This is a genomic window from Microcoleus sp. FACHB-831 (assembly GCF_014695585.1).
GTDB lineage: Bacteria > Cyanobacteriota > Cyanobacteriia > Cyanobacteriales > FACHB-T130 > FACHB-831.
Genome location: NZ_JACJON010000060.1, coordinates 1 through 19,207, shown reverse-complemented (window position 1 = coordinate 19,207; position 19,207 = coordinate 1). Strand labels below are relative to the sequence as shown.

The 19,207-nt window shown below is 43.1% G+C and carries 25 protein-coding genes and 2 pseudogenes; 16 read left to right on the top strand and 11 right to left on the bottom strand.

Annotated elements, in window-relative coordinates; translation table 11 throughout:
• Positions 1-71: 71 nt before the first annotated feature.
• From H6F77_RS16505 to H6F77_RS16490, 4 genes are all read right to left on the bottom strand, one after another.
• Positions 72-1,949: a tetratricopeptide repeat protein gene (locus H6F77_RS16505; protein WP_190489643.1), complete on the bottom strand. Its 1,878-nt coding sequence runs from the start codon at positions 1,947-1,949 to the stop codon at positions 72-74.
• Positions 1,950-1,986: 37 nt separating this feature from the next.
• Positions 1,987-2,952: a coiled-coil domain-containing protein gene (locus H6F77_RS16500; RefSeq protein WP_190489642.1), complete on the bottom strand. Its 966-nt coding sequence runs from the start codon at positions 2,950-2,952 to the stop codon at positions 1,987-1,989.
• Positions 2,953-3,021: 69 nt separating this feature from the next.
• Positions 3,022-5,340, bottom strand: a complete 2,319-nt coding sequence (locus H6F77_RS16495; RefSeq protein ID WP_190489641.1) for a helicase domain-containing protein — start codon at positions 5,338-5,340, stop codon at positions 3,022-3,024.
• A 185-nt stretch (positions 5,341-5,525) separates the two neighbouring features.
• Positions 5,526-6,923: a helix-turn-helix domain-containing protein gene (locus H6F77_RS16490; RefSeq protein ID WP_190489640.1), complete on the bottom strand. Its 1,398-nt coding sequence runs from the start codon at positions 6,921-6,923 to the stop codon at positions 5,526-5,528.
• A gap of 256 nt (positions 6,924-7,179) precedes the next feature.
• Here H6F77_RS16490 and H6F77_RS16485 point away from each other — a divergent pair, with 256 nt between their 5' ends.
• Both H6F77_RS16485 and H6F77_RS16480 read left to right on the top strand, forming a co-directional pair.
• Entirely contained in the window at positions 7,180-7,689 is a 510-nt protein-coding gene (locus H6F77_RS16485) for a hypothetical protein (RefSeq protein ID WP_190489639.1), read from the top strand.
• Positions 7,690-7,804: 115 nt separating this feature from the next.
• A complete protein-coding gene (locus H6F77_RS16480) occupies positions 7,805-7,996 on the top strand; it encodes a hypothetical protein (RefSeq protein WP_190489638.1) in 192 nt (63 codons plus the stop codon).
• Positions 7,997-8,014: 18 nt separating this feature from the next.
• On the opposite strand, the gene H6F77_RS16475 is transcribed toward H6F77_RS16480, so the two are convergent.
• Entirely contained in the window at positions 8,015-8,401 is a 387-nt protein-coding gene (locus H6F77_RS16475; protein WP_190489637.1) for a type II toxin-antitoxin system VapC family toxin, read from the bottom strand.
• Positions 8,398-8,643, bottom strand: coding sequence for a type II toxin-antitoxin system Phd/YefM family antitoxin (locus H6F77_RS16470; RefSeq protein ID WP_190489636.1), 246 nt, complete (start codon positions 8,641-8,643; stop codon positions 8,398-8,400). The genes H6F77_RS16475 and H6F77_RS16470 overlap by 4 nt, the downstream gene beginning before the upstream one ends.
• Before the next feature lie 475 nt (positions 8,644-9,118).
• Here H6F77_RS16470 and H6F77_RS16465 point away from each other — a divergent pair, with 475 nt between their 5' ends.
• Together H6F77_RS16465 and H6F77_RS16460 are read left to right on the top strand one after the other, a co-directional pair.
• Positions 9,119-9,343 carry a DUF433 domain-containing protein gene (locus H6F77_RS16465; RefSeq protein ID WP_190489635.1) on the top strand — a complete coding sequence of 75 codons (225 nt, stop codon included), beginning with the start codon at positions 9,119-9,121 and terminating at the stop codon, positions 9,341-9,343.
• Entirely contained in the window at positions 9,340-9,672 is a 333-nt protein-coding gene (locus H6F77_RS16460) for a DUF5615 family PIN-like protein (protein WP_190489634.1), read from the top strand. Before H6F77_RS16465 ends, H6F77_RS16460 begins: the two co-directional genes overlap by 4 nt.
• A 182-nt stretch (positions 9,673-9,854) precedes the next feature.
• On the opposite strand, the gene H6F77_RS16455 is transcribed toward H6F77_RS16460, so the two are convergent.
• On the bottom strand, positions 9,855-10,202 hold the full coding sequence (locus H6F77_RS16455; protein ID WP_190489633.1) for a DUF5615 family PIN-like protein: 348 nt from the start codon (positions 10,200-10,202) through the stop codon (positions 9,855-9,857).
• A gap of 3 nt (positions 10,203-10,205) precedes the next feature.
• Positions 10,206-10,547 (bottom strand): DUF433 domain-containing protein, encoded by a 342-nt coding sequence (locus tag H6F77_RS16450; protein ID WP_190489632.1) that lies wholly within the window; start codon positions 10,545-10,547, stop codon positions 10,206-10,208.
• A gap of 139 nt (positions 10,548-10,686) precedes the next feature.
• On the opposite strand from H6F77_RS16450, the gene H6F77_RS16445 reads away from it, so the two are divergent.
• The 7 genes and pseudogenes from H6F77_RS16445 (at position 10,687) to H6F77_RS16410 (ending at position 15,181) form a co-directional block, all read left to right on the top strand.
• Complete coding sequence (locus H6F77_RS16445; protein ID WP_190489631.1) at positions 10,687-11,052, top strand: helix-turn-helix domain-containing protein; 366 nt, start codon at positions 10,687-10,689, stop codon at positions 11,050-11,052.
• 25 nt (positions 11,053-11,077) lie between these two features.
• Positions 11,078-11,383 carry a transposase gene (locus H6F77_RS16440; RefSeq protein WP_190489630.1) on the top strand — a complete coding sequence of 102 codons (306 nt, stop codon included), beginning with the start codon at positions 11,078-11,080 and terminating at the stop codon, positions 11,381-11,383.
• Positions 11,358-11,591: a transposase gene (locus H6F77_RS28905; protein ID WP_375335945.1), complete on the top strand. Its 234-nt coding sequence runs from the start codon at positions 11,358-11,360 to the stop codon at positions 11,589-11,591. The genes H6F77_RS16440 and H6F77_RS28905 overlap by 26 nt, the downstream gene beginning before the upstream one ends.
• A 120-nt stretch (positions 11,592-11,711) precedes the next feature.
• A pseudogene (locus tag H6F77_RS16430) lies at positions 11,712-12,393 on the top strand (IS1 family transposase).
• Between the two features lie 111 nt (positions 12,394-12,504).
• Positions 12,505-13,307 (top strand): annotated as a pseudogene (locus H6F77_RS28900) (IS630 family transposase); the annotation flags it as partial.
• Between the two features lie 189 nt (positions 13,308-13,496).
• Positions 13,497-14,451, top strand: a protein-coding gene (locus tag H6F77_RS16415) for an IS630 family transposase (protein WP_190489626.1) whose coding sequence is annotated in 2 segments (ribosomal slippage) — positions 13,497-13,840 and positions 13,839-14,451 — 957 coding nt in all. Because the reading frame shifts where the segments join, the coding sequence is not laid out codon by codon here.
• Positions 14,452-14,731: 280 nt separating this feature from the next.
• On the top strand, positions 14,732-15,181 hold the full coding sequence (locus H6F77_RS16410; protein WP_199321373.1) for a hypothetical protein: 450 nt from the start codon (positions 14,732-14,734) through the stop codon (positions 15,179-15,181).
• On the opposite strand, the gene H6F77_RS28895 is transcribed toward H6F77_RS16410, so the two are convergent.
• From H6F77_RS28895 to H6F77_RS28890, 3 genes are all read right to left on the bottom strand, one after another.
• Positions 15,159-15,425 carry a transposase gene (locus H6F77_RS28895; protein WP_375335947.1) on the bottom strand — a complete coding sequence of 89 codons (267 nt, stop codon included), beginning with the start codon at positions 15,423-15,425 and terminating at the stop codon, positions 15,159-15,161. The genes H6F77_RS16410 and H6F77_RS28895 overlap by 23 nt on opposite strands.
• 75 nt (positions 15,426-15,500) lie before the next feature.
• Complete coding sequence (locus tag H6F77_RS27460; protein ID WP_199321372.1) at positions 15,501-15,647, bottom strand: hypothetical protein; 147 nt, start codon at positions 15,645-15,647, stop codon at positions 15,501-15,503.
• Positions 15,613-15,963 carry a transposase gene (locus H6F77_RS28890; protein WP_190489744.1) on the bottom strand — a complete coding sequence of 117 codons (351 nt, stop codon included), beginning with the start codon at positions 15,961-15,963 and terminating at the stop codon, positions 15,613-15,615. The genes H6F77_RS27460 and H6F77_RS28890 overlap by 35 nt, the downstream gene beginning before the upstream one ends.
• A gap of 134 nt (positions 15,964-16,097) precedes the next feature.
• Between H6F77_RS28890 and H6F77_RS28730 the strand changes: the two genes are divergently transcribed.
• From H6F77_RS28730 to H6F77_RS28445, 5 genes are all read left to right on the top strand, one after another.
• Complete coding sequence (locus H6F77_RS28730; protein ID WP_309228867.1) at positions 16,098-16,520, top strand: transposase; 423 nt, start codon at positions 16,098-16,100, stop codon at positions 16,518-16,520.
• Positions 16,521-16,681: 161 nt separating this feature from the next.
• Positions 16,682-17,008 carry a hypothetical protein gene (locus H6F77_RS16390; RefSeq protein ID WP_190489625.1) on the top strand — a complete coding sequence of 109 codons (327 nt, stop codon included), beginning with the start codon at positions 16,682-16,684 and terminating at the stop codon, positions 17,006-17,008.
• A 337-nt stretch (positions 17,009-17,345) separates the two neighbouring features.
• Positions 17,346-17,549, top strand: coding sequence for a hypothetical protein (locus tag H6F77_RS16385; RefSeq protein WP_190489624.1), 204 nt, complete (start codon positions 17,346-17,348; stop codon positions 17,547-17,549).
• Positions 17,524-18,957 carry a P-loop NTPase family protein gene (locus tag H6F77_RS16380; RefSeq protein ID WP_190489623.1) on the top strand — a complete coding sequence of 478 codons (1,434 nt, stop codon included), beginning with the start codon at positions 17,524-17,526 and terminating at the stop codon, positions 18,955-18,957. Before H6F77_RS16385 ends, H6F77_RS16380 begins: the two co-directional genes overlap by 26 nt.
• A gap of 4 nt (positions 18,958-18,961) precedes the next feature.
• Positions 18,962-19,090, top strand: a complete 129-nt coding sequence (locus tag H6F77_RS28445; protein WP_255515770.1) for a hypothetical protein — start codon at positions 18,962-18,964, stop codon at positions 19,088-19,090.
• Positions 19,091-19,207: the final 117 nt, after the last annotated feature.

Below are 19,207 nucleotides of genomic sequence, written 5' to 3'. Positions count from 1 at the left end.
GGCTCTGCCTCGATCTTCTCGTTCCCAGGCTCTAGCCTGGGAACGAAGGCTGGGAGGGCTGCTACCTCCTATTATTCTATTGAGCGCTGATATTGTTCCAACAATTGCATAATGTGGTCATAGCCATCCACGCCAATTATAGGAATGATTTGAGAGCGAGTATTCTCCATTGCAAGTTGAAATTCTACTCCCATCTGTCCCTGCAAAATTGTTAGCAATCCCGCTGGTTGACGCCACTCATTAGAAGCAATCTGCTCTAAAAAATACATTCCCAAGCAACCAGCAAAGATTGCTGGCTTTTTGTTTTGTAAATTATAGTGAGCTTCAGCTAAGTTAGCCAAGTTTAATCCTTGCAGGTACAAATCGCCGGAAAATTGCGCTGCTTGTACGCCAGCTTCCAGATATTTAATCGCTTCTTGGGGTTTTTCAACTACTAAAAGTGCAATTCCGAGGCTGCTGCAACAAAGAGATTGACTTTGACCGTCGCCTAATCTTTCCGACAACTGCAAACCTTGTTCTAAATAATTGATAGCTGACTCATAAACTTCTGGTTCCACCTGCTCCAATTGCCGCGCCTGGAATACTTCGCTATATCCCAAATTAGCCAGCGCGTTGGCTTCTCCCAAACGTTCCCCACTTTGGCGAGAAAGTATTAACGCCCGTTGACTGTAACTAATAGCTGATTCATAATTTTTTTGAGCAACATAAGTACGGCTCAGGTGATTAAGATTGGCAATTTCACAAGGCACATCTTTGGCGGTGCGTGCGATTTCCAATGCTTGCTCGTGGAACGCGATCGCCTCCTTATATAGCCCTACAACTCTGTGCGAAAATCCTAACAATGTCAAAATCCGCGCTTTCTCCTGCGTTCCCTCGACTCGCCGCAACGGTTCATCTAAATAACTTAGAGCATTCCGCAGATAATCCCCGCTCAACAACGCAAAAATACCGCCGTACAAGGGAAAGTATGGTTGCTGGGAAAATGTTCTCAGAATCTGTAGCGTTACTTGAAAACAACCATTCTTCAAACGTTCCCTAGAACTAGAAGTAAGGACTACAGATTGATTAAATGCATCGGCTAACTGCGACCAAATCGCCGCAAAAGTAAGAAATGTGGAAATAGATAATTTTGGCCCCGCTTGGGTATCGTAAGCTTGTTTTTCAAACCAAGTTACTAACCCACGTTGTAAGTATTGCAAAATTACAGCTAATTCTACCCAAGCGCTAATGGTAATATCCCGCTGGCGACCAATTACTTCAACTACAGACTGATTTAAAGCTAATGCTTTAAATAATGCCTGCGGTACAGGACTATTTACCTGTTTTGCCCACAAACTCCAAGGGCCGCGTTGTTCTGGCGTACCCGCAAATCCGAGTGGCCCCCGGCTTTGTTCGTACATCCAGCTAACTAAATGATCTTGCAGTCTAATCCATGCGCCGACACCATTTGTTAAGCCTTCCGATAGTTGTTCTAGTTCGCGCTTAATATCAGAATCGCTATTTATTTGTGCCTGTTGCTGGAGGTCTTTTGCTAACTGTTGTAAATTTAATGGTTGGGGTTGATTTGGGTCGATAGTTCGCAATAAAGCTGCGAGACGCTCGGCGGGTTCAGCCGTAATAATTGTTTGAATACCCTTCGCGATCGCTCCAGAAACTCGTTTTTCTTGAGCAGCGCGTTCCCATTCTCCCCGAATCGTTTGTATCGCTCTGAGAATGCGGGTTGCTTTTGCCTGCTTTAGTTCGTCCCCTCGGTTGCTCGCGTCTTGCTGGGTGGCGCTAAATCTTTCATCCAGACAAAGTTCAAAGATTTCCCCCGTACCAGGGCTAACGCCTTGCAAGAGCATTTGATAGACTTGCTCTTTCGAGCGAATCTGCCCTTTTAGGGTAGTTTGCACAATTTCGTCGATTAATTGCAAGTAGCGATCGCGCAGTGATGTAGAGTCGGACATATTATTGGCGGGATTGTCTGGGTCGCGTGAAGCAATCTTAGCGCAATCTGAGCAGCGCGATCGCAATTGCCAGCGCTAAACCTACACCAAATGTTACGCCTAACAACCAATTACGAAAATACTTCTGTCTTTTTTCTATAATTTCTAATTTTTTACTTAGCTGAATAATAGCCCCTTCTTCCTGCGATCGCGCCTGCGTAACCAGTGTCTCAATTTGATTAATTTGACTTCTAATTAATTCCGTCTTTACCTCGGCAATTTTACCCTCCATTTCATTATTAACGGTTGTCAAAGTAGAATTTAATCTATCTATGGCATTGGCTACTTCTTGTTGAAAAGCTTCGATTCTTTGTTCTGTGGCGGTCAAATTTGCTTGTAGTTGTACCTCAAAAATACTATACCTCTGCTCAATTCGTATTTCATTTTGTTGGACTTCCGACCAAATATCTTCTTGCAACTGCACTATATCCGAGCGCACCTGCAAAACTTCATTAGCTTTGTCCGCTGTTTTTTGCGCTAACTGAAAAACTGTATTTTTATTGCTTTCTATTTGCGTAGCAACTTCCTGCGATCGCATCTCCAATCCCTGCAATAACTCCTCAGCTTGTTCGAGTTGCATTTTAGCCTCAATTAATCTAGTCCGAGCCGAGCTAATTTCTTCCTTCAGTGCTGACAAAATTTCTATGCCGCCGATTTCTGCTACAGAGGATATTATTTCATTGCGAAACTGTTCCGCAGTTTGTACCTTTTCTGCAACAGCAACCTGTAATTGCCAAAGTGTTTCTACACTCACTTCGACTTGTTGAGCAATTTCTGAAATTTCTAATTTGGTTGTTTCCGCCCCAGCTACTATATTTTCTACTATCGTGCGATATTCTAAAACTTCCGCCTCAACTGCACGCGATCGCTCTAAAAGCTCAAGAGCGCGATTAGTCCCCTTTACGATCGTGTTCCAGAGTTCTTCGAGTTGCCGTGCTATTTCCTCATCTGTATATTTAGTCATATCCCGTCAGCTTGATTACTCCTCTTTAGATTATTCATGGTTGGGGCAATTTCTTTAACCAATTACCCATTAGCCATTGAAATATTGCAGAAAATTGTCAAGCCGAGATGTAAATGCTCCGCAGAGCAATGTTACAAGAGGTTGGGATTGATTAGACGCGATACTAACTTCTTTCCAGAAAGGAAGATTAATTGATGACTCTCCATCAGCCAAAAGCAAACGCACTCTCCCCCCTTCATAGGGAAGATTTTTCAATTCTAAATCTTTAGCAATCCTTTCTATTAAGCGTTCGTACTCCTGGCGATCGCTCTTTTTTAATTGTTCAGCTTCTGCAACTGCTTCCCAAGAACAACCCAGCGATCGCAATAATAAACACCGCAGGAAAATATTCTGCGTTTTTTGCAATTCACCCTCTAAATGGCTGGTAGAATGCTGACTTAGTAGAGAAATTGCCTCTTGTTCCCATTCGTAAAGGCGCTTTTCTTCAATTCCTGCCAATTGCAAAGCTAAGTAACTATCCCAATACGGATATCCGCTCCTGCACCTTTCCAACAAACGTCTTTCCACATCATCAGTAATCCGATTCAAATCGACATCGCTAGCAACTTCCGTAATCCAACTTATAGCTCTATCTGCATCAATAAATTCACAACCTGCAAAGTATTTTCGACCAATTCTTTCTATTTCTTCCGTCGTCGCCACCACCAGCAAACGCGAACGGGCGCGAGTCAACATTGTATACCATTGAAAACTGTCTTCTAATGACGGTTTACCAGTTCCTTGGAATATACAAAAAGCCACACAGGCTTCAAATTCTCTTCCCTTTGCCCCAGCAGCATTCAGAAGCACCAAATTAGGGTAATCTTCCCTTAAAGATGAAAAGATTACCTTGACTGAATTTGCTAACTCGTGTAGTAAATAACGCCTATCTTCTGTACGCCCAGACTCCCGATCTAATTGCTTCAAAAAATCATGCGCTTCTGTAATAGACGCGCATTCTAGCAATAGCACTGGTTCGCCATTTTCAAGAGCATACTCTGGGTTTGCAGGTTCGGGTAAATCTTTTCCCCTACCTTTGAGCCTAGAATTTTCTTGCTTGGCGAACTCCCAAAATTGGTTAGCAAATTCTAGAATATGACGAGAGTTACGGTAATTTCGCTGAAGCGTAAGTGGCTCTCCTAAATGCAACTGTCCCCAAATAAAGTCTGTTGGTTGAATCCTTTGATTTAAGTCTCCTAATACCCATAAATAGGTGGGATGTCCCTGCTTCGCCCAGGCTTCAAATACAGCAATAATAGCCTGTAGCTCTGATAGCATAAAGTCTTGAGCTTCATCAATAATTAAAAGCGTTCTATCAGCATTAATTGGAAATTTAGGCAAATTCGATTTAAGATGATTGGCAGCATCTAAGCGGCAGATATTACCCAGTTTAGATAAAGCTTCTTTCCAAAATCTTTGTTCAATCTGCTTTAGTGCTTCGATGCGTCCTTTCTCTACGTTCACTCTATAAATTGCATTGCGTTGCTTGCCATTTGCCTCATCTAAGACAAAAACTTGGTAAAGTAAAACATCGGTTGTAGTGATATCTTGCGCTTTAGGGCTGCGTTTTCCGCTCAGGCGAGCCATCCTGGTTGCTTCTTGCAAAGCTAGAAATTCTTGCTCTGGTTTGGCAAGGCTAGCACCCAGTTGAGGATCTACAAAAGACAGCCACTCTCGAAATGTACCCAGCCAAAAGCCTTTTTGTTTCTGTGCTTGTTTGACTTCAGAGTATTGTGCTATATCTCTACGGAGTGCTTCTGGTACGATGAGCATTGTGTTCCAGCGACACTCACCAAGGGAGTGTATTTCACACGCCAGTAGAGTTGCACATAGCGTTTTACCCGTTCCTGGAGCGCTCTGAACTATCCAAGCTTTGGTATCTGAGGTTGCTGATGCGATCGCCAACAGTTCATTAAATTCTGTTCTCTGGTGCGTCGTCAGTATAGGCGAATACCTATAACCGCCATAGACAAATTTATACCAGTCTTCATCTTTTTCGTGATTCCACTGATATGCTGGAATCTCTGCTAATGACGCCGCCGGGGTATCGATAACTTCTGACCAAACTTGCAGTTCACCCCTATGCCGTCCTTTAATGTCGCCTCTGTAAACATCTTTCCGCCATCCCGCCTTGACGATTAAGACATCTCCTTCTTTATCCCATTGCCAAATTACTCGCAGCCTGTCCAGTTCCGTTCGCAGCAGTTCGTCATATCCCTCTAAGAATTTGGTGTTTCTGTAGTCGGCTTGACTCAAACGGCGCATAATTTCGCGCACCTTATTGAGGGCAAAAGGAGAGAGTTGTTGGATTTCGCGGAAAGCTGCCCGAATAATTTTGATTTTCGGCATAAACTGCTTCCTGTCCACATTAGGCGTGAGTTATATAATTTTCATTATTTCACTTCAGAACAAACGCAGACTTGGCTTATCCGTAATTCCACTTAAGCTTGCAAGTATCCAATTTTACTATTTATTTATTCGTTTAGCAGTAAATTTATACCAAAATGCCTATATTGGTGAATTATTTGTTTGGTCTATAACCCTTTGATATACTGCTTCACTACTGGTAGAAGCGTGTAAAAATTTGCTTGTTGTTCTATTAAGCAGCGCCGGGATAAAGATTGCAGCGCGTTTGGTAAATCTGATGAGGGAATTATACTATTTTCTAACAATTTTGCCAGGTTGATTGCATCGCTTTCTCTAGCCAATAAAGACATAACTTGTTTTTCTATTTCAGATAGGCGATCGCACTGCTGCTGTAAAACATCTTTTAAATCTTCTGGCAACAATATAATATCATCTGTTAATAACTCAGTTACGCATCCTCCCAACTCAAGAATCAGACTCGCCACGCTTTTCAACCATAAAGGGTTGCCTTGGTAGCGGTGAATGAGTGCTGAGTAGCTCTCGATTTCTTCTAACCCGTAATTCCTCAGTATTTCTCGTCCCGCTGCAATATCTAAACCAGTGAGTTTTAAAGTACGAATGGGAGTATTTTGGCTTTTAACTTGAGTAACTTCTCTCGGTTGCTCCCAACCGATTAACAGAAAGCAACTTTGATGGGATAGTTTTTCTATCTGTTTGAATAAAGAGCGGTAGTCTTCGTATCCTGGTTTATACTTTCCTGCCAATTCGCCGCTACAGAAAAGGTTGTGAACGTCATCTAACACTACCAAACAGCGATGCTTTTGTAAATATTTAATTAGCGGTAAGGGTTTTTGCTTAGTTGCAGGTGAATCTTGCTTTTCCGACTGCGAGAAAAACTGTATTAGTTTATGTTGAAATTCGTCTATGGTGTAGGATGCGTCTAGACTGCACCAAATTACATAATCAAACTCATCTTTTATTTGTTGTACGAGTTGCACTGCTAATGTTGTTTTGCCGATACCGCTGATACCCGTAAGCGAAATTAGGCGACAGCGTTGTTCTAAAATCCAGGTTTTGAGGGTTTCCAGTTCGCGAGTGCGTGAAGCGTAGCTATCGCCGCTAGGCGAATCGTAGAAAGCACCCAACTCTGGCATTTCGCTTAAATCTTGATGCGATGTTTTAGTTTGCTTTGAGTTAGATGTTTCCTCATTATGTAAGTTTGGTAGATCTGGCGAGTGTCTACTTTCTCCACAAAAGTTAATTTTACCAACTCGAACATGATCTTGTACAACATTTGAAAATAAGGAAAATTGCAACCTTTCTATTGCTGCCCGAAAATTTGATTTACTAACATCTTCCCCTAACTCTTCTGAAAGTATCTGCCATAATTTTGCTCCCACATCTCTAACACGACTTTCAGAACAGCCAAAATCCTTAGCTATTTGCTTATATGTCTCACGTTGTAGAGTTCCTCTCAGTACCGCTTCTTGTAAATCATCAAGGTGCTGACCCGTTTTGGAAAATACTATCTCATCAGCGATCTTTAACACTTCTTTAAGATTCATCCGAGCTGCGAGATGTGAACATTTTGTGCATTATAACTCACACTTTCCAGCTTTTTAGGACATTTTAGTACATTTTACTACAAAGCTAGCTTCCAGAGAGTGAAATCCGGGGTTAACTTGTCTGCAAAATTGAACATTTTTTGACTAGACAGAGCTTTGTTTTCTAAGCAATGATGGCAGAAGTATAAAGCGTCGATTTAGGGAAAAATATCTAATGCTTTTCAATATGGCAAAAGTAATTGATCGGACCAATAGGTTGACGAAATTTTCTAAAAGCCTTGTTTTAGCATCAATGGTTTTACTTTTTGCAGAGCTTCCTGGGGCAGCTTCTCGCAACTATCAAGAACGAGATGGAATCTATGGTGAGATAAAATTTGCTGAATTCTGTAATATGCATAATGGTTTGAGGTACAGAGTTATTGCCGAAGCGGGTAGTAGAGATTCAAGAGTTTCAAGGGTCGAGTTTAAAATTTACACCAGATACAGTATAGGTGTAAATATAGCAGGACAACAATTTGGTTTGCCTAGTGGTGAGAACTGGCGAAATTTGAGGGGGGAAATGTATAATAACAAATGGGGTGATAAAAGATTCTACGACACAGGTGTACTCTTTTCCCCACTAATATCAATTATTGACTCACCCGTCAAATTTTCGATTCACGTTAACCATACTAGAGGTAAAACAATTGACCTGGGAGGCATTGTTGATATGGGAAAAATTGAACAAGGAAAGTGCAGAGTATATGATGATGGTAACTTCAGGTAGCCTTATGGTTGTTCTTATGAACTGAATTAAAAATCGCTGTTAGGTTGGGTTGACGCAAGGAAACCTAACCTCTTTTTATACTTACAATCTTATCCATTTCCACCATGACAATGCGATGATTGCACTCTTAGCGATCGCTCTATCAAAACAAATAGCGAGCGCCCCTTATCAGGGAATAGCATTGAGATCGTTGGCGGTAGCGATCGCCTCACCAAAAGAAAGAGCGATCGCCTTTTTCTTGAGCGAACGTCTATGCGATATGCCTACGGCACGCACTCGCGTAGCACCATGTAACCTGGGGAATTAAATTTCACGAATTAGCTGCCTAAAGAAGGGAAATATCGCTGTATTGCTTGAAGATTGGATCGGCACTCACAAGCGTCATGCCCTCCATTTGAGCTTGGGCAATCAGCATTCGATCGAAAGGATCTCGATGATGTAATGGTAACGCAGCAGCTCGCAAGGCATGACCTGCTGTAATTTCTAGAGAGCGCATATCTAACTGCACTATGCGCGTCGAAATGTAGCTATCTATCGGTTCTGGCAGCGGCAACTTTCCAATCGCCACTTTGATGCCCATTTCCCAGATACTAGCAACAGAGAACCACAATTCGTTGCTTTCATCGGCAATGTGTGCGATCTTCTCCTCACTCAATCGCTCTGGTTGGGCAAACCACCACAACCAGTACTGGGTATCGAGCAACAGTTTCACTTTTCATCGCCCTCGAATGCTGCCAAAATCTCTTTTGGCAAAGGCTCGTTAAAGTCCTCTGGCACGATAAATCTCCCTCGATCTTGCCCTAAACTAGCTCGTCGATTGGATGAGGTACGAAACGGAACCAACTTCGCAATTGGGATGCCTCGGTTTGAAATAATGATTTCTTCTCCAAGTTTCACACGGGACAATAGTCGTGAGAGATCCGTTTTAGCTTGATGGATATTTACAGTTTCCATGCTGGTTGATAAACTAAGTCCATAAACTAAGTTTAATTTGATTCTGATGGTTGTGCAAGAACGAGTTCATAAGCGATTGCCTACGGCACGCACTCGCGTAGCACAACCAAAAAAAAGAGCGATAATGCTACGCATCGCACCGTTTGGTCTTTGCCCCAGGTGCGATCGCCCTTCCTTTTAGTTTGGGTTAACACAATAAAAACCATTTTTTTCCACTCACAATCTTCTCCTTTTTCATCATTTTAATGTGATGATTGGACGGATAACGATCGCCCCATCAAAAGAAACAGCATCGCACCTCTTACAATTACCAAAGAGAGCGATGTTTGCACAGATAGCGATCGCACCATCAATCATAAAGAGCGATCGCCTTTTTTATTGCTCGATTGTCTATGTTAAATTATCTTGACGATGATAGTGTAGTTCAAGGCAAATATTACCTATTATAGATTTAAGCAATTATTTTCAAAAACCTATGGACTACCATGAGAGCATCACGATTGAACCTGGAAAACGCAGCGGCAAGCCGTGTATTCGGGGAATGCGAATCACTGTGTACGATATCCTAGAGTATCTGGCAGGTGGTATGACAGAGGCAGAAGTTCTAGAAGATTTTTCGGAACTCACTTCGGAAGACATCAAAGCTTGTCTTGCCTTTGCAGCCGATCGTGAGAAAAAATTATTTGTGGCATCCTTGTGAAACTGCTACTGGATGAAAACCTATCAGACCGGATTATTCATAAGATTATCGATTTGTATCCCGATTCCGCTCATGTCAAAACCTTGGCACTTACAAATACTGATGATTTAGTGATTTGGGAATATGCAAAGGCGAATGATTTCGTGATTATTTCCAAGGATTCTGATTTTCATCAACGCAGTTTGCTCTACGGTCATCCGCCCAAATTTATCTACCTTCGCATTGGGAACAGTCCAACGTCCAAGATTGTTCAGATATTGAGAGATAATTTTGACACTATAATTCAATTTTGCAATAGCGAACTAGAAAGCATCTTGGTATTGGCGTAGTGCGTTCGCGAAGCGTGCCGTAGGCATTCGCCGATCTTGTAGGTTGGGTTGATGCAAGGAAACCCAACATTTTTTTCTAATCACAACCTTATCCATTTTACCTATTCCAGTGCGATGCTTATACAGATAGCGATCGCTCCATTAAAAGAAACAGCGATCGCCTATTTGTAACTTGCCTGACTCTAGGGTGACACAGCAGGACGCACAACGCGAATCAGTTTCCCTTGTAAAGATTCTTCTGCGGTAATTGCCGTGTGGATTCGGTTAGCCAAAGCTTCCCAATCGCGATCGTTTGTACAGGCGATAATGCCAGCATGACCTGGCTGTATGCGGTGCAACCGAATGAAATCTTTACGATTTTGGGTAATGACAGCACGGTTCTGGCTAGTTGCGAAACTTAATACCTCTGGATCGGGAATTCCCTGATTTGCTCTGCCTGCTTCTTGAACAGTTAAAACATCATGTCCCAAAGCTCGCAGGAATTCTACAACAGGATATGGGTATTGCTCATCGGCATAGAGACGCGCCATGAGCTACAAATCCTCATGCATCACTTCATCGTTTTCCCGAATTTCTGTTTCAATTTCGTCGGGAAAAGCTTCAGCATATGCCCATGCGTTGGCAATATCAGTAGCAGATAGTGATGAATAACTTGTCAGTAAGTCAGCTTCGCTATAGCCAATACGACGCGCTTCTACAAGTCCCCAAACGGTGATGCGAGTTCCCGCAATACAAGCACTTCCACCGCAAACGCCAGGCGTTTTTTTAATACCACGCCCTAGAGTGATTTTACCTTGGGATAGGAGTTGAACAACTTGAGCTTTTTCGTCGTTAGAGAGTGCCAGCAGTTGAGGCTCTAATTCTTTCAGCGTCATGGCAAACAAAGAAAAGGGTTACTTTCTATGTTACCAAACTAATTTTGGGAATATCAATTGGATACTACAGCAATTTGAGATCAAACCAGCCACAAATATCCTAAACTTGAAAGATGGAAAAAAAGAAAATTATTAAGAAATGGCAGCATATTCAATCGACTTACGAAAGAAGATATTAAGTGCGTGGCAAAACAAAGAAGGCACGCAGAGAGACTTAGCAAAACGATTTAAAGTTAGTTTATCATTCATCCGTGACTTCTTGCGTCGGTATCGAGAGACGGGGGAGATAACTGCTAGACCTCAAGGAGGATATCGGCGCTCAAAGCTGAAAGAAAAAGAGCAAGAATTATTAAAGATAATGGTGACAGAGCAAAGTGATATATATTTGCGAGAAATTCAAGAAGCAATCAAAGAACAGAAAGGAATAGAAGTAAGTATATCAAGCTTGTCCCGGACTCTTAACCGCTTAAAATTAAAGCGCAAAAAAAACTTTAGTCGCAACTGAGCAAGGTACAGAACGAGTCAAAGAATTGCGCTATGAATTTCGGCTTGGCGTAGATACTATAGATATCAAAAACCTTATATTCATCGATGAAACAGGTATAAAGAAGGCACTGACAAGACATTATGGCATCTGTGTTGATGGCGGAAGAGTCTATGATGAACGACCGGGTAATAAAGGCAAAAATATCACTGTAATTGGAGCTATGAGTGATGAGGGCTTAATTGCCACTATGACTTGGGCGGGTAGTTTGAATACGGCTAGTTTTTTAGTTTTCATGTCCGCAAATATTACTACCTCAGTTGTGGATGGGAGCAATTGTAGTTATGGATAATTTACCTGTACATTATGCTAATCCGGCAAAAGCCATCATAGAATCTGTTGGAGCTAAAACTAAGTTTTTGCCTCCATACTCTCCTGATTTATCGCCCATTGAGTTATGTTGGTCAAAGTTAAAAGAAATTCTTCGTTCTGCTTCTTCTCGCACATCCGATGCTCTAGATGTTGCAATCACTATGGCTATTAATGCTATAAAGGCATGAAAATTCTCTCAATTGGTTTCATCATTGTGGTCTGTTTTTTGAGCCGATTAGATAGCTTTCTATGTAGCGGGTTTGTTCACAAATTGCTGTAAGACATAGGGGTTGCACAATAGAGGTATGATGCCATGTTCTTACTGTCAATCAAACCAAACGGTCAAAAACGGACGCCGCAATGGAATCCAAAGTTATCTGTGTCGCCAGTGCGGTCGTCAATTTCGGGAAACTCAACAATCAACTTGGCTACCCCTGGGTGGTCAAAGAACACTGCCTGAAACTCTATCTTAATGGCATGGGCTTCCGGGCAATTGAGCGGGTGACAGGGGTCAACCACAATACCGTGATCAACTGGGTGAAACAAGCCAATCAAGTGTTGCCGGATGAGGATTACGAAATTCCCGAAACGTCTCAAGTCGATGAATTACAGACGTTTGTTGGCTCAAAAAAGTCAAACTCTGGGTTTGGATTGTCGTAAATTCCAAAATCCCAGGAATTCTTAAGTGGGTGGTCGGCGATCACTCTCTTGCCACCTTTCGACTGCTCTGGTTGACAATCAGAGGCTGGTGTTGCTTCTTGTACATTACTGATGGCTATCCAGTTTATCCGTGTTTGATTGACGATAGCGACCATTTGGTGAGCAAGACTGCCATGACTCGGTTTGAGGGAGAAAACAGTCGCTTGCGGCACTACGCAGGCACGCTTGCATCGCAAGACGTTTTGCTATTCCAAGTCCATTGAGATGCTCAAAGCGTCAATTCGTTTGTTGATTTACTACCTCAAGCATCGACAAGTGCCTGCATTTTGATAAATCATTCATCTTCTGTGCAACGCCAAGACATAAGTTATAAATTGATGGTGTTCGTTACGGCGTAATAGTGATGGCGAAACCCTATAGTAAGGAGTTTCGGCAAAAGGTGAGGCAAGTCAACTATTTAATATCAGTAGCAACACGATTAACTTGTGGTGTTAACGTAAAGCCGAAACAGGAGATATCAAGGCAAAGCCGAAACAAGGGTGTCAAAACCGGGGAAAAATTACCGATTGGGAAAAATTTAGAGCATTTGTGAAAGAGCATGGAGATAAAACCCAAGCTCAAATGGCACAACTATGGGAGGGACAGATCAGCCAGCGCACGATGTCACGAGCCTTGCAGAAGATAGGGTTCACTCGTAAAAAAAAACTTATGGCTACTGCCAACGAGATGAAGCCAAACGAGCAGCCTTTTTAAGGCAAGTAGAAGATCCAAAAGCACCTCATTTGGTATATGTTGATGAGTCCGGCATGGATGAGCGAGATGATTATAGCTACGGGTACTCAAAAGCTGGGGAACGATTTTACGCGCTCAAATCTGGTCGTCGCCAAGGTCGAATCAACATGATTGCTGGCTACCGGGATAGTCAATTGATTGCGCCTTTTACCGTTGAAGGCTCTTGTAACCGCACTGTCTTTGAGACTTGGCTAGTCAACTGCTTAATTCCTGTTCTCCATCCGGGTGATTGGGTAATTCTGGACAATGCTACTTTTCCGGAATGGTGGTCAGATTGCCCAATTAATTCAATCCGCCGGATGTCAGGTACTTTACTTGCCTCCCTATTCGCCAATCTGAATCGGATTGAACACTGGTGGGCTTGGTTGAAACATCGAATTCGCAACCAGTTACATAATTGTGACAATTTACGGTATGCGATTGAATTCGTTCTCCAGCAAGCAGTGTCCTAACTGAAGTGGCTAGAGCTATAGGACGAAACACTCTCACAACTGTGAAGAGTAATTTTTGTCCATCACTATACCCCACCCATAGTCTTCAAGAGGCCCCTCCTTAATGTCAATATCCACTTTTCGTGCCCAAGTATAGCGTTTCTCACATAAGTGAGATACAATAACCAACATTGAGTAAAAGAATTTAGGATGAGAGCATATTCAATTGATTTACGGAAAAAGATCGTTGAGGTTCATGAAAGGGAGAAAATTTCTCAACGTCAATTAGCTCGACACTTCGGTGTAGCTCTCAGTTTTATCGTCAAGTTACTTAAGCAATATCGTCAGACAAGAGAACTATCACCAAAACCTTTCAATGGGGGAGTGAAGCTCAAATTAACTCCAGACAATTTGCAGGTGCTGGCAGACTTAATCGAAGAAAACAATGATGCGACTCTCCAGGAACTGTGTTTGATGCTGGAGGAAAAAACGGGTATTAGTATTAGTCGTGCCACCATGGGGCGAATGAGTCAAAGACTTAAACTAACAGTAAAAAAAAACTCTACACCCCAGTGAAAAAGATACTGAAAGAGTGCAAAAGCTTAGACAAGATTTCTGGTCAAAAATCCGGGATGTTCCCGTAGAAGACCTGATTTTTTTGGATGAAGCTGGAGTGAACTTAGCTTTTGTCAGATTATATGCTCGGGCGCTGCGAGGTCAAAGAGATTATGGGACTCGCCCCCAAAAACGAGGTAAAAATGTCTCGATGATTGCAGCGATTTCACTCAAAGGCATTGTAGCATCCATCAATATTTTAGGAGCAACCGACGGCTTAACTTTTGAAGCGTTTGTCAGACAAAAACTTGTTCCTAATCTCTGGAATGGAGCAACTGTTGTTTGGGATAATAGCACTATTCACAAAGGTAAACAACTTGAACAAGCTCTGCAAGAAGTTGGAGCCAAATTAATTTATCTACCTCCTTATTCTCCAGACTTTAACCCGATTGAAAACTTTTGGTCGAAAGTCAAAAACACGCTTCGTTCTTTAGGCCCAAGAACTTATCAAGCTCTAGATTTAGCGATTAGTCATGCTATTAGTCAAGTCTCCCTTAAAGACATTTGTAATTGGTTTACTCACTCCTGCTACTGTACCTCATTTATTTGAGAAACGCTATATAAGCATCTGCTCTTGAAGATGCTTTCCGTCAGACGCTTTGCGCTTTTCACTTTCCACGGCCAACTGTCCATTAAAGAATTATTTGTCAGTTTTAAAGAATTAGTGCCTCCCTGTGTCAGAAGCTAAAAGCCTTATAGATAAGGAGATAAGCGGCTTGGCACAGCTTTTTATTCTTCAGGGGTTTTTAAATAGATATATGCCTTTTATTGAAAGAATCACCCGAATAGGCTTAAATAATTAAATGCCTTTTATGGTAAAAGTTAGACGAATGCCAGTTGAACATAATGTGCCAACCCCAAATACTGAGTTAATGGCTGCTACTCAGCCAGGTCATTTTATTTGGATTGAGCAGATTGAGGACGCCCAGACTCAAAGAGAAATCCTCCTGAAAATGGAAGCGATAGAGGATATCCGCAATGCTGCTGAAGGCAGCAAACAAGAACGTGTCAAACAGTGGGCGCAAAAGTTAGGGAAGCATCCTCGAACTATCACCCGAATGTTGTCCAAAGCTCAGAAAGAAGGATTAGCAGCCATAGCAAAAGCTGGGCGTTCAGATGCTGGTAAGCATCGGGGGAAAAGGCAGTGGCAGCCTAGCGTCAAGTATTGGATAGATTTTATTGAAAAAACCTACACTGACGGCAATAAACATAGCCGTCGCATGAATCGCAGCCAAGAACCTATCCCACTAATAGGATTCAAAGAATCCAAATATGTATAGTAGCAAGGTCAAGAAATGCATCAAAATATACTTTACGTCGTTCCCAGCGGACAACCAAACGACGATATTTCCTTTGATACCAAGCAAAACAACGCTCTTGCTGAAATCTTGGAGCAGAAATTTTGATGGGTCTGCCTCTGTTTTTCTTTGTTTTCCAAGCTCGTTTTGGTATTTGAGGTCGAATGCCCCGTTTACGTAAATTGGCACGTTGTTGTTTGGAGTCGTAACCTTTATCAGCAGCCAGTACCTTGAGCCGTTTGCGTGGTCTACCGCGCTTTAAAGTTTTTAGTTTTACCTTATCTAACAGAGGTAGTACCTGCTATCTCTCGTTACCATTGGCTGGAGTCGTAGAATTAGAAAGAGGCATTCCATTCCCCTCTGTAAGCGTGTGTATTAAAATACCCTTTCCTTTGCCACCATAAGCAACTTCTTCACCCCCGCCTTTCCCAGGGGGAAAAAGACCCATCAACCGCTCCAAACTGCCAGTTTATGAGTCCTTTTTCGTCTGCGATCGCTAATATACGCGCTTGTAAATGTTCAAATGTCCCATCAGTACGCCATTGCTTTAACCATCGGTGCAACGAGCTTTTTGATGCCCAGATTTGTCCACGTGGTATATCACACCATCGACATCCAGTAATCAGAATGTACAATAGACTATTTAATACATGACGATATGGTGCATGAGGCATTCCCTTACCACGCTTGGATACCTCATAAGGAAATATATCCTCAAATAACTTCCATTCAAGGTCACTTAATCCCTCAAAACGTCCCGCCATCAACTAATACACCCCACTCCACTCAAAATTAGATTACCATAATTTGGTATTAGTGGGATAGGTTCATGAACAAGTGCGTGAGCAGGTAAAAAAAGCCCAAGTGGACAACGTTAATCATCATTGACTCCCAAGCTGTGAAAAATACTTGCAATACGAGCGTGGACTCGAAGGGGTTTTGTTTCTACAAAGCAACCAATGGGATTAAAAGGCATCTAGCCGTTGATACGCTTGGGTTTCCCTTCTTCACTCACTGCACAAAAGCCAATGTTTCAGATGATGCGGGATTGCTTGAGATGCTGACGCTCAACATTGATTATTTCCAATCAAAACCCGTCAATATTCCCAAAATTACCATCCTGCTAGATCGCGGCTATCACATTGACTATTTGATTGAAGCATTGCAGAAGGTTTATCCTCAGATCATGACGAAAATCAGGTTTGAGTTTTCGACAAAGCCCTCGAAACAACAGAAGGCAGCGCAAGGCAAATCTGGATTTGTGCCAGTGGTGGCTCGATGGGTGATAGAACGCTCCAATGCGCGGGATGGAGCGTTGTAAAAGTCTAGTCAAGAACTTTGAGCGAACTCTATCTCATGCAACAACTAAGATTAACCTCTGCTTTGTTAGGCTAATGCTTAAGCGGCTAGCAGCCAATTCCTGAGATCTCAAATGGGTTCTATAAGCAACTACCAGCCGCAGCAATTCGCCACATCAAAAAAATGGTAGTTGAAAGCAACCCCACCGAATCGCCAAAAGACACAAGCAGCAACGCCTCTCCCACCCCCTCAACAGGAGATATTGCTCGGATAGGGGGACAGATATGCGAATGGAACGGGCAGATGTGGGACCCTATACCAGAGTATGAAAACCTACCCGAACAGTGGTTAAAGAAACCCGACCAAAAAGCGGTTTCCCCCAAAATTGTTAATCGCTATCGGTTATCCGTGCTAATTGCTGCTGTGACCCTGTTGGGGATTGGGACAAGTTTATGGATGAATCCGCCCTACAGGGAAAGGATTAGTCCTTCAGAACGCACCAGACCCTAACGCTAGCGCCAGTCCTACACCCGCACTCAGTCCGACCGAACCATTACCCATTCAAATTGATTCAGCGATCGCTGCTCGTAACGATGCATTAGACAAATCGCTAACTGAGGTTTCCAAACAACAACAAGCCATCGACAACAGCCGTCGCGACTACTTATTAGATAAAGCTTATGCCCAAGTCAAGAAAAATGGGACTCCAGTAGAAATCAGCTTACTTAGAGAACTAAATCGACAAATTGCCACCCTGCGTCGCGTAGTCGGTAGTGGTGGGGAATGGACAGGAACCCCTGCCCAAATTGCCGACGCGAGAGCCTTAGTTGGGGATGCCAAAGCTGTCTTGGACGCACTACAAGCCGTTTATTCTGACCCCAATGCAGCACCTCTTCGCAGCCGAATTGCTCCTGCTGTTCTGACCAAAAATCTAATTGAACTCTCCTCCATGAGCGAATTGGTGAGAAGCGCTGAGTACGAACAGATACTACGCAATCAGCAACAACAGCCGAAGGAGGGGGAAGGTGAAACGCTTCCTACCAACCCTTAAACCCAGGCATATCGGCGTAACGGGTGCTGGCGTGCTGCTGGGTGCTGCTGCTCTATGGCTCGCTTCTATGCAGAGTACGGAACTCGTAGCCGGGTTTAAGCCAGTGCTGCTGCAACAAGGCGGTGCTGGGTATGCCGTTGAACGCTGGCAGATACCTACACAACATCGTTGGTTTTATCTCGGTGGCATGACTTTGTGTTTGATTGGTGCTGGGAGTCTAGCGGTAGTGAAAGTAGGGGATGAAACCTTACTCAACATTGAAACCTTACCTGATGACATTCCAGAAACGATTCAGGTTATTACTGCCCACACTAATCAACTATTGAGCGATGGTATCGGTACAGCTTTAAGTTGGGCGTTGCTTAGTGGCAAAAAGACAGCACGCCTAGTCTACTTGCGGACAGCACCTGTTCCTATCAAAGATGCAATTGCACAACTTAAAGCTGAAAAGACTTGGTTCAAACGCTTCCTCGCCGCACCCCATAACTGGGTAGTTGGAGAGACACGCGCTGGCAAGTCCTACTTAGTCTGCAAGCTTTTAATTGTCTTCTTTGAGTCGAACCCAGATGGAATTATCACCATCTGCGACATCAACTATGGAAAGCCCACCAATACAGGAGAATTGAGCGACTGGTTAGGTATTCCCCCTACTTATATTCGCTCTGACTTTGCAGAAATCAGTGCCGCTGTTGCTGCTGAAGTTGAGGAATTAGAACGCCGTCGCCAAGTTTGCAAAGATGCGGCTACAGCAGGAAAGCGAGTTACAGAAGACTTTCAACCTCGCTTGTTGATTGTCGATGAACTGGATGTCACCGCTGATGAACTGGGCGGTAAGGATGGGGAATTTATTGCAGGAATCCGCAGGCTGCTGAAGATGGGTGCGGGCTATGGGATGAAAATTTTGCTGTGCGGACAATCCCTAGCGGTGGGAGAGACATCGATATCGGAAGCGTTGCGGTCACAAATGGCGATCGCTCTCGTAATTAGGAAAAGCATTAAACGCAACGAAGTTAGCAAACTCAAAGCTAACGATACAGACGCACTAATTGAGCGAGCGCGACAAATTATCAACCGAGGTTATAGAGCAGCCATTGTGCAACTAGAATTCGCCGACCCGGTGGTTTCTATTGTTCCAGACCTTTCAGAAATAAAAAATACCAGATTTATTGTCGAAAGTCCCACCGACCCAGATGCTACTTGGTGGGTATCTGTCTACACGCAAGAAACACAAGCTTGGCTACAAGACTTGGCGCATCGATACACGCAGGGTGAGATTAAATCCCCGGTCAAGTCAGAAATAGCCCCCAAGTTTGGGGTACGAGTGCGCTCTGACGATACTCGTTACCTCAGATTCGTCAAACCAGCGTGGTCAACTGCGCTGGAGAAATCCAAACCCAAAGGAGAGTGACTTTATGAATTTAGGAAATGCCGCTTCATGGCTTGCTGGCGTTGCTGCTGGCGCTATGGTGGTCTGCTGGATGGTGATTCCCGGGATGGTGGGGTTAGGTCAATACTTCTCGGTTAAGCCCAAAATCAGGTAAATTAATACCATTTCACTAAATTCCTGATACAGATAAAGCTTCCAGAATAAAATCCCATCCCGTCACCGAAGCAATTACTGTTTGGCTAAGTTGGGCAAGAATTTCTTCCACAGCAAC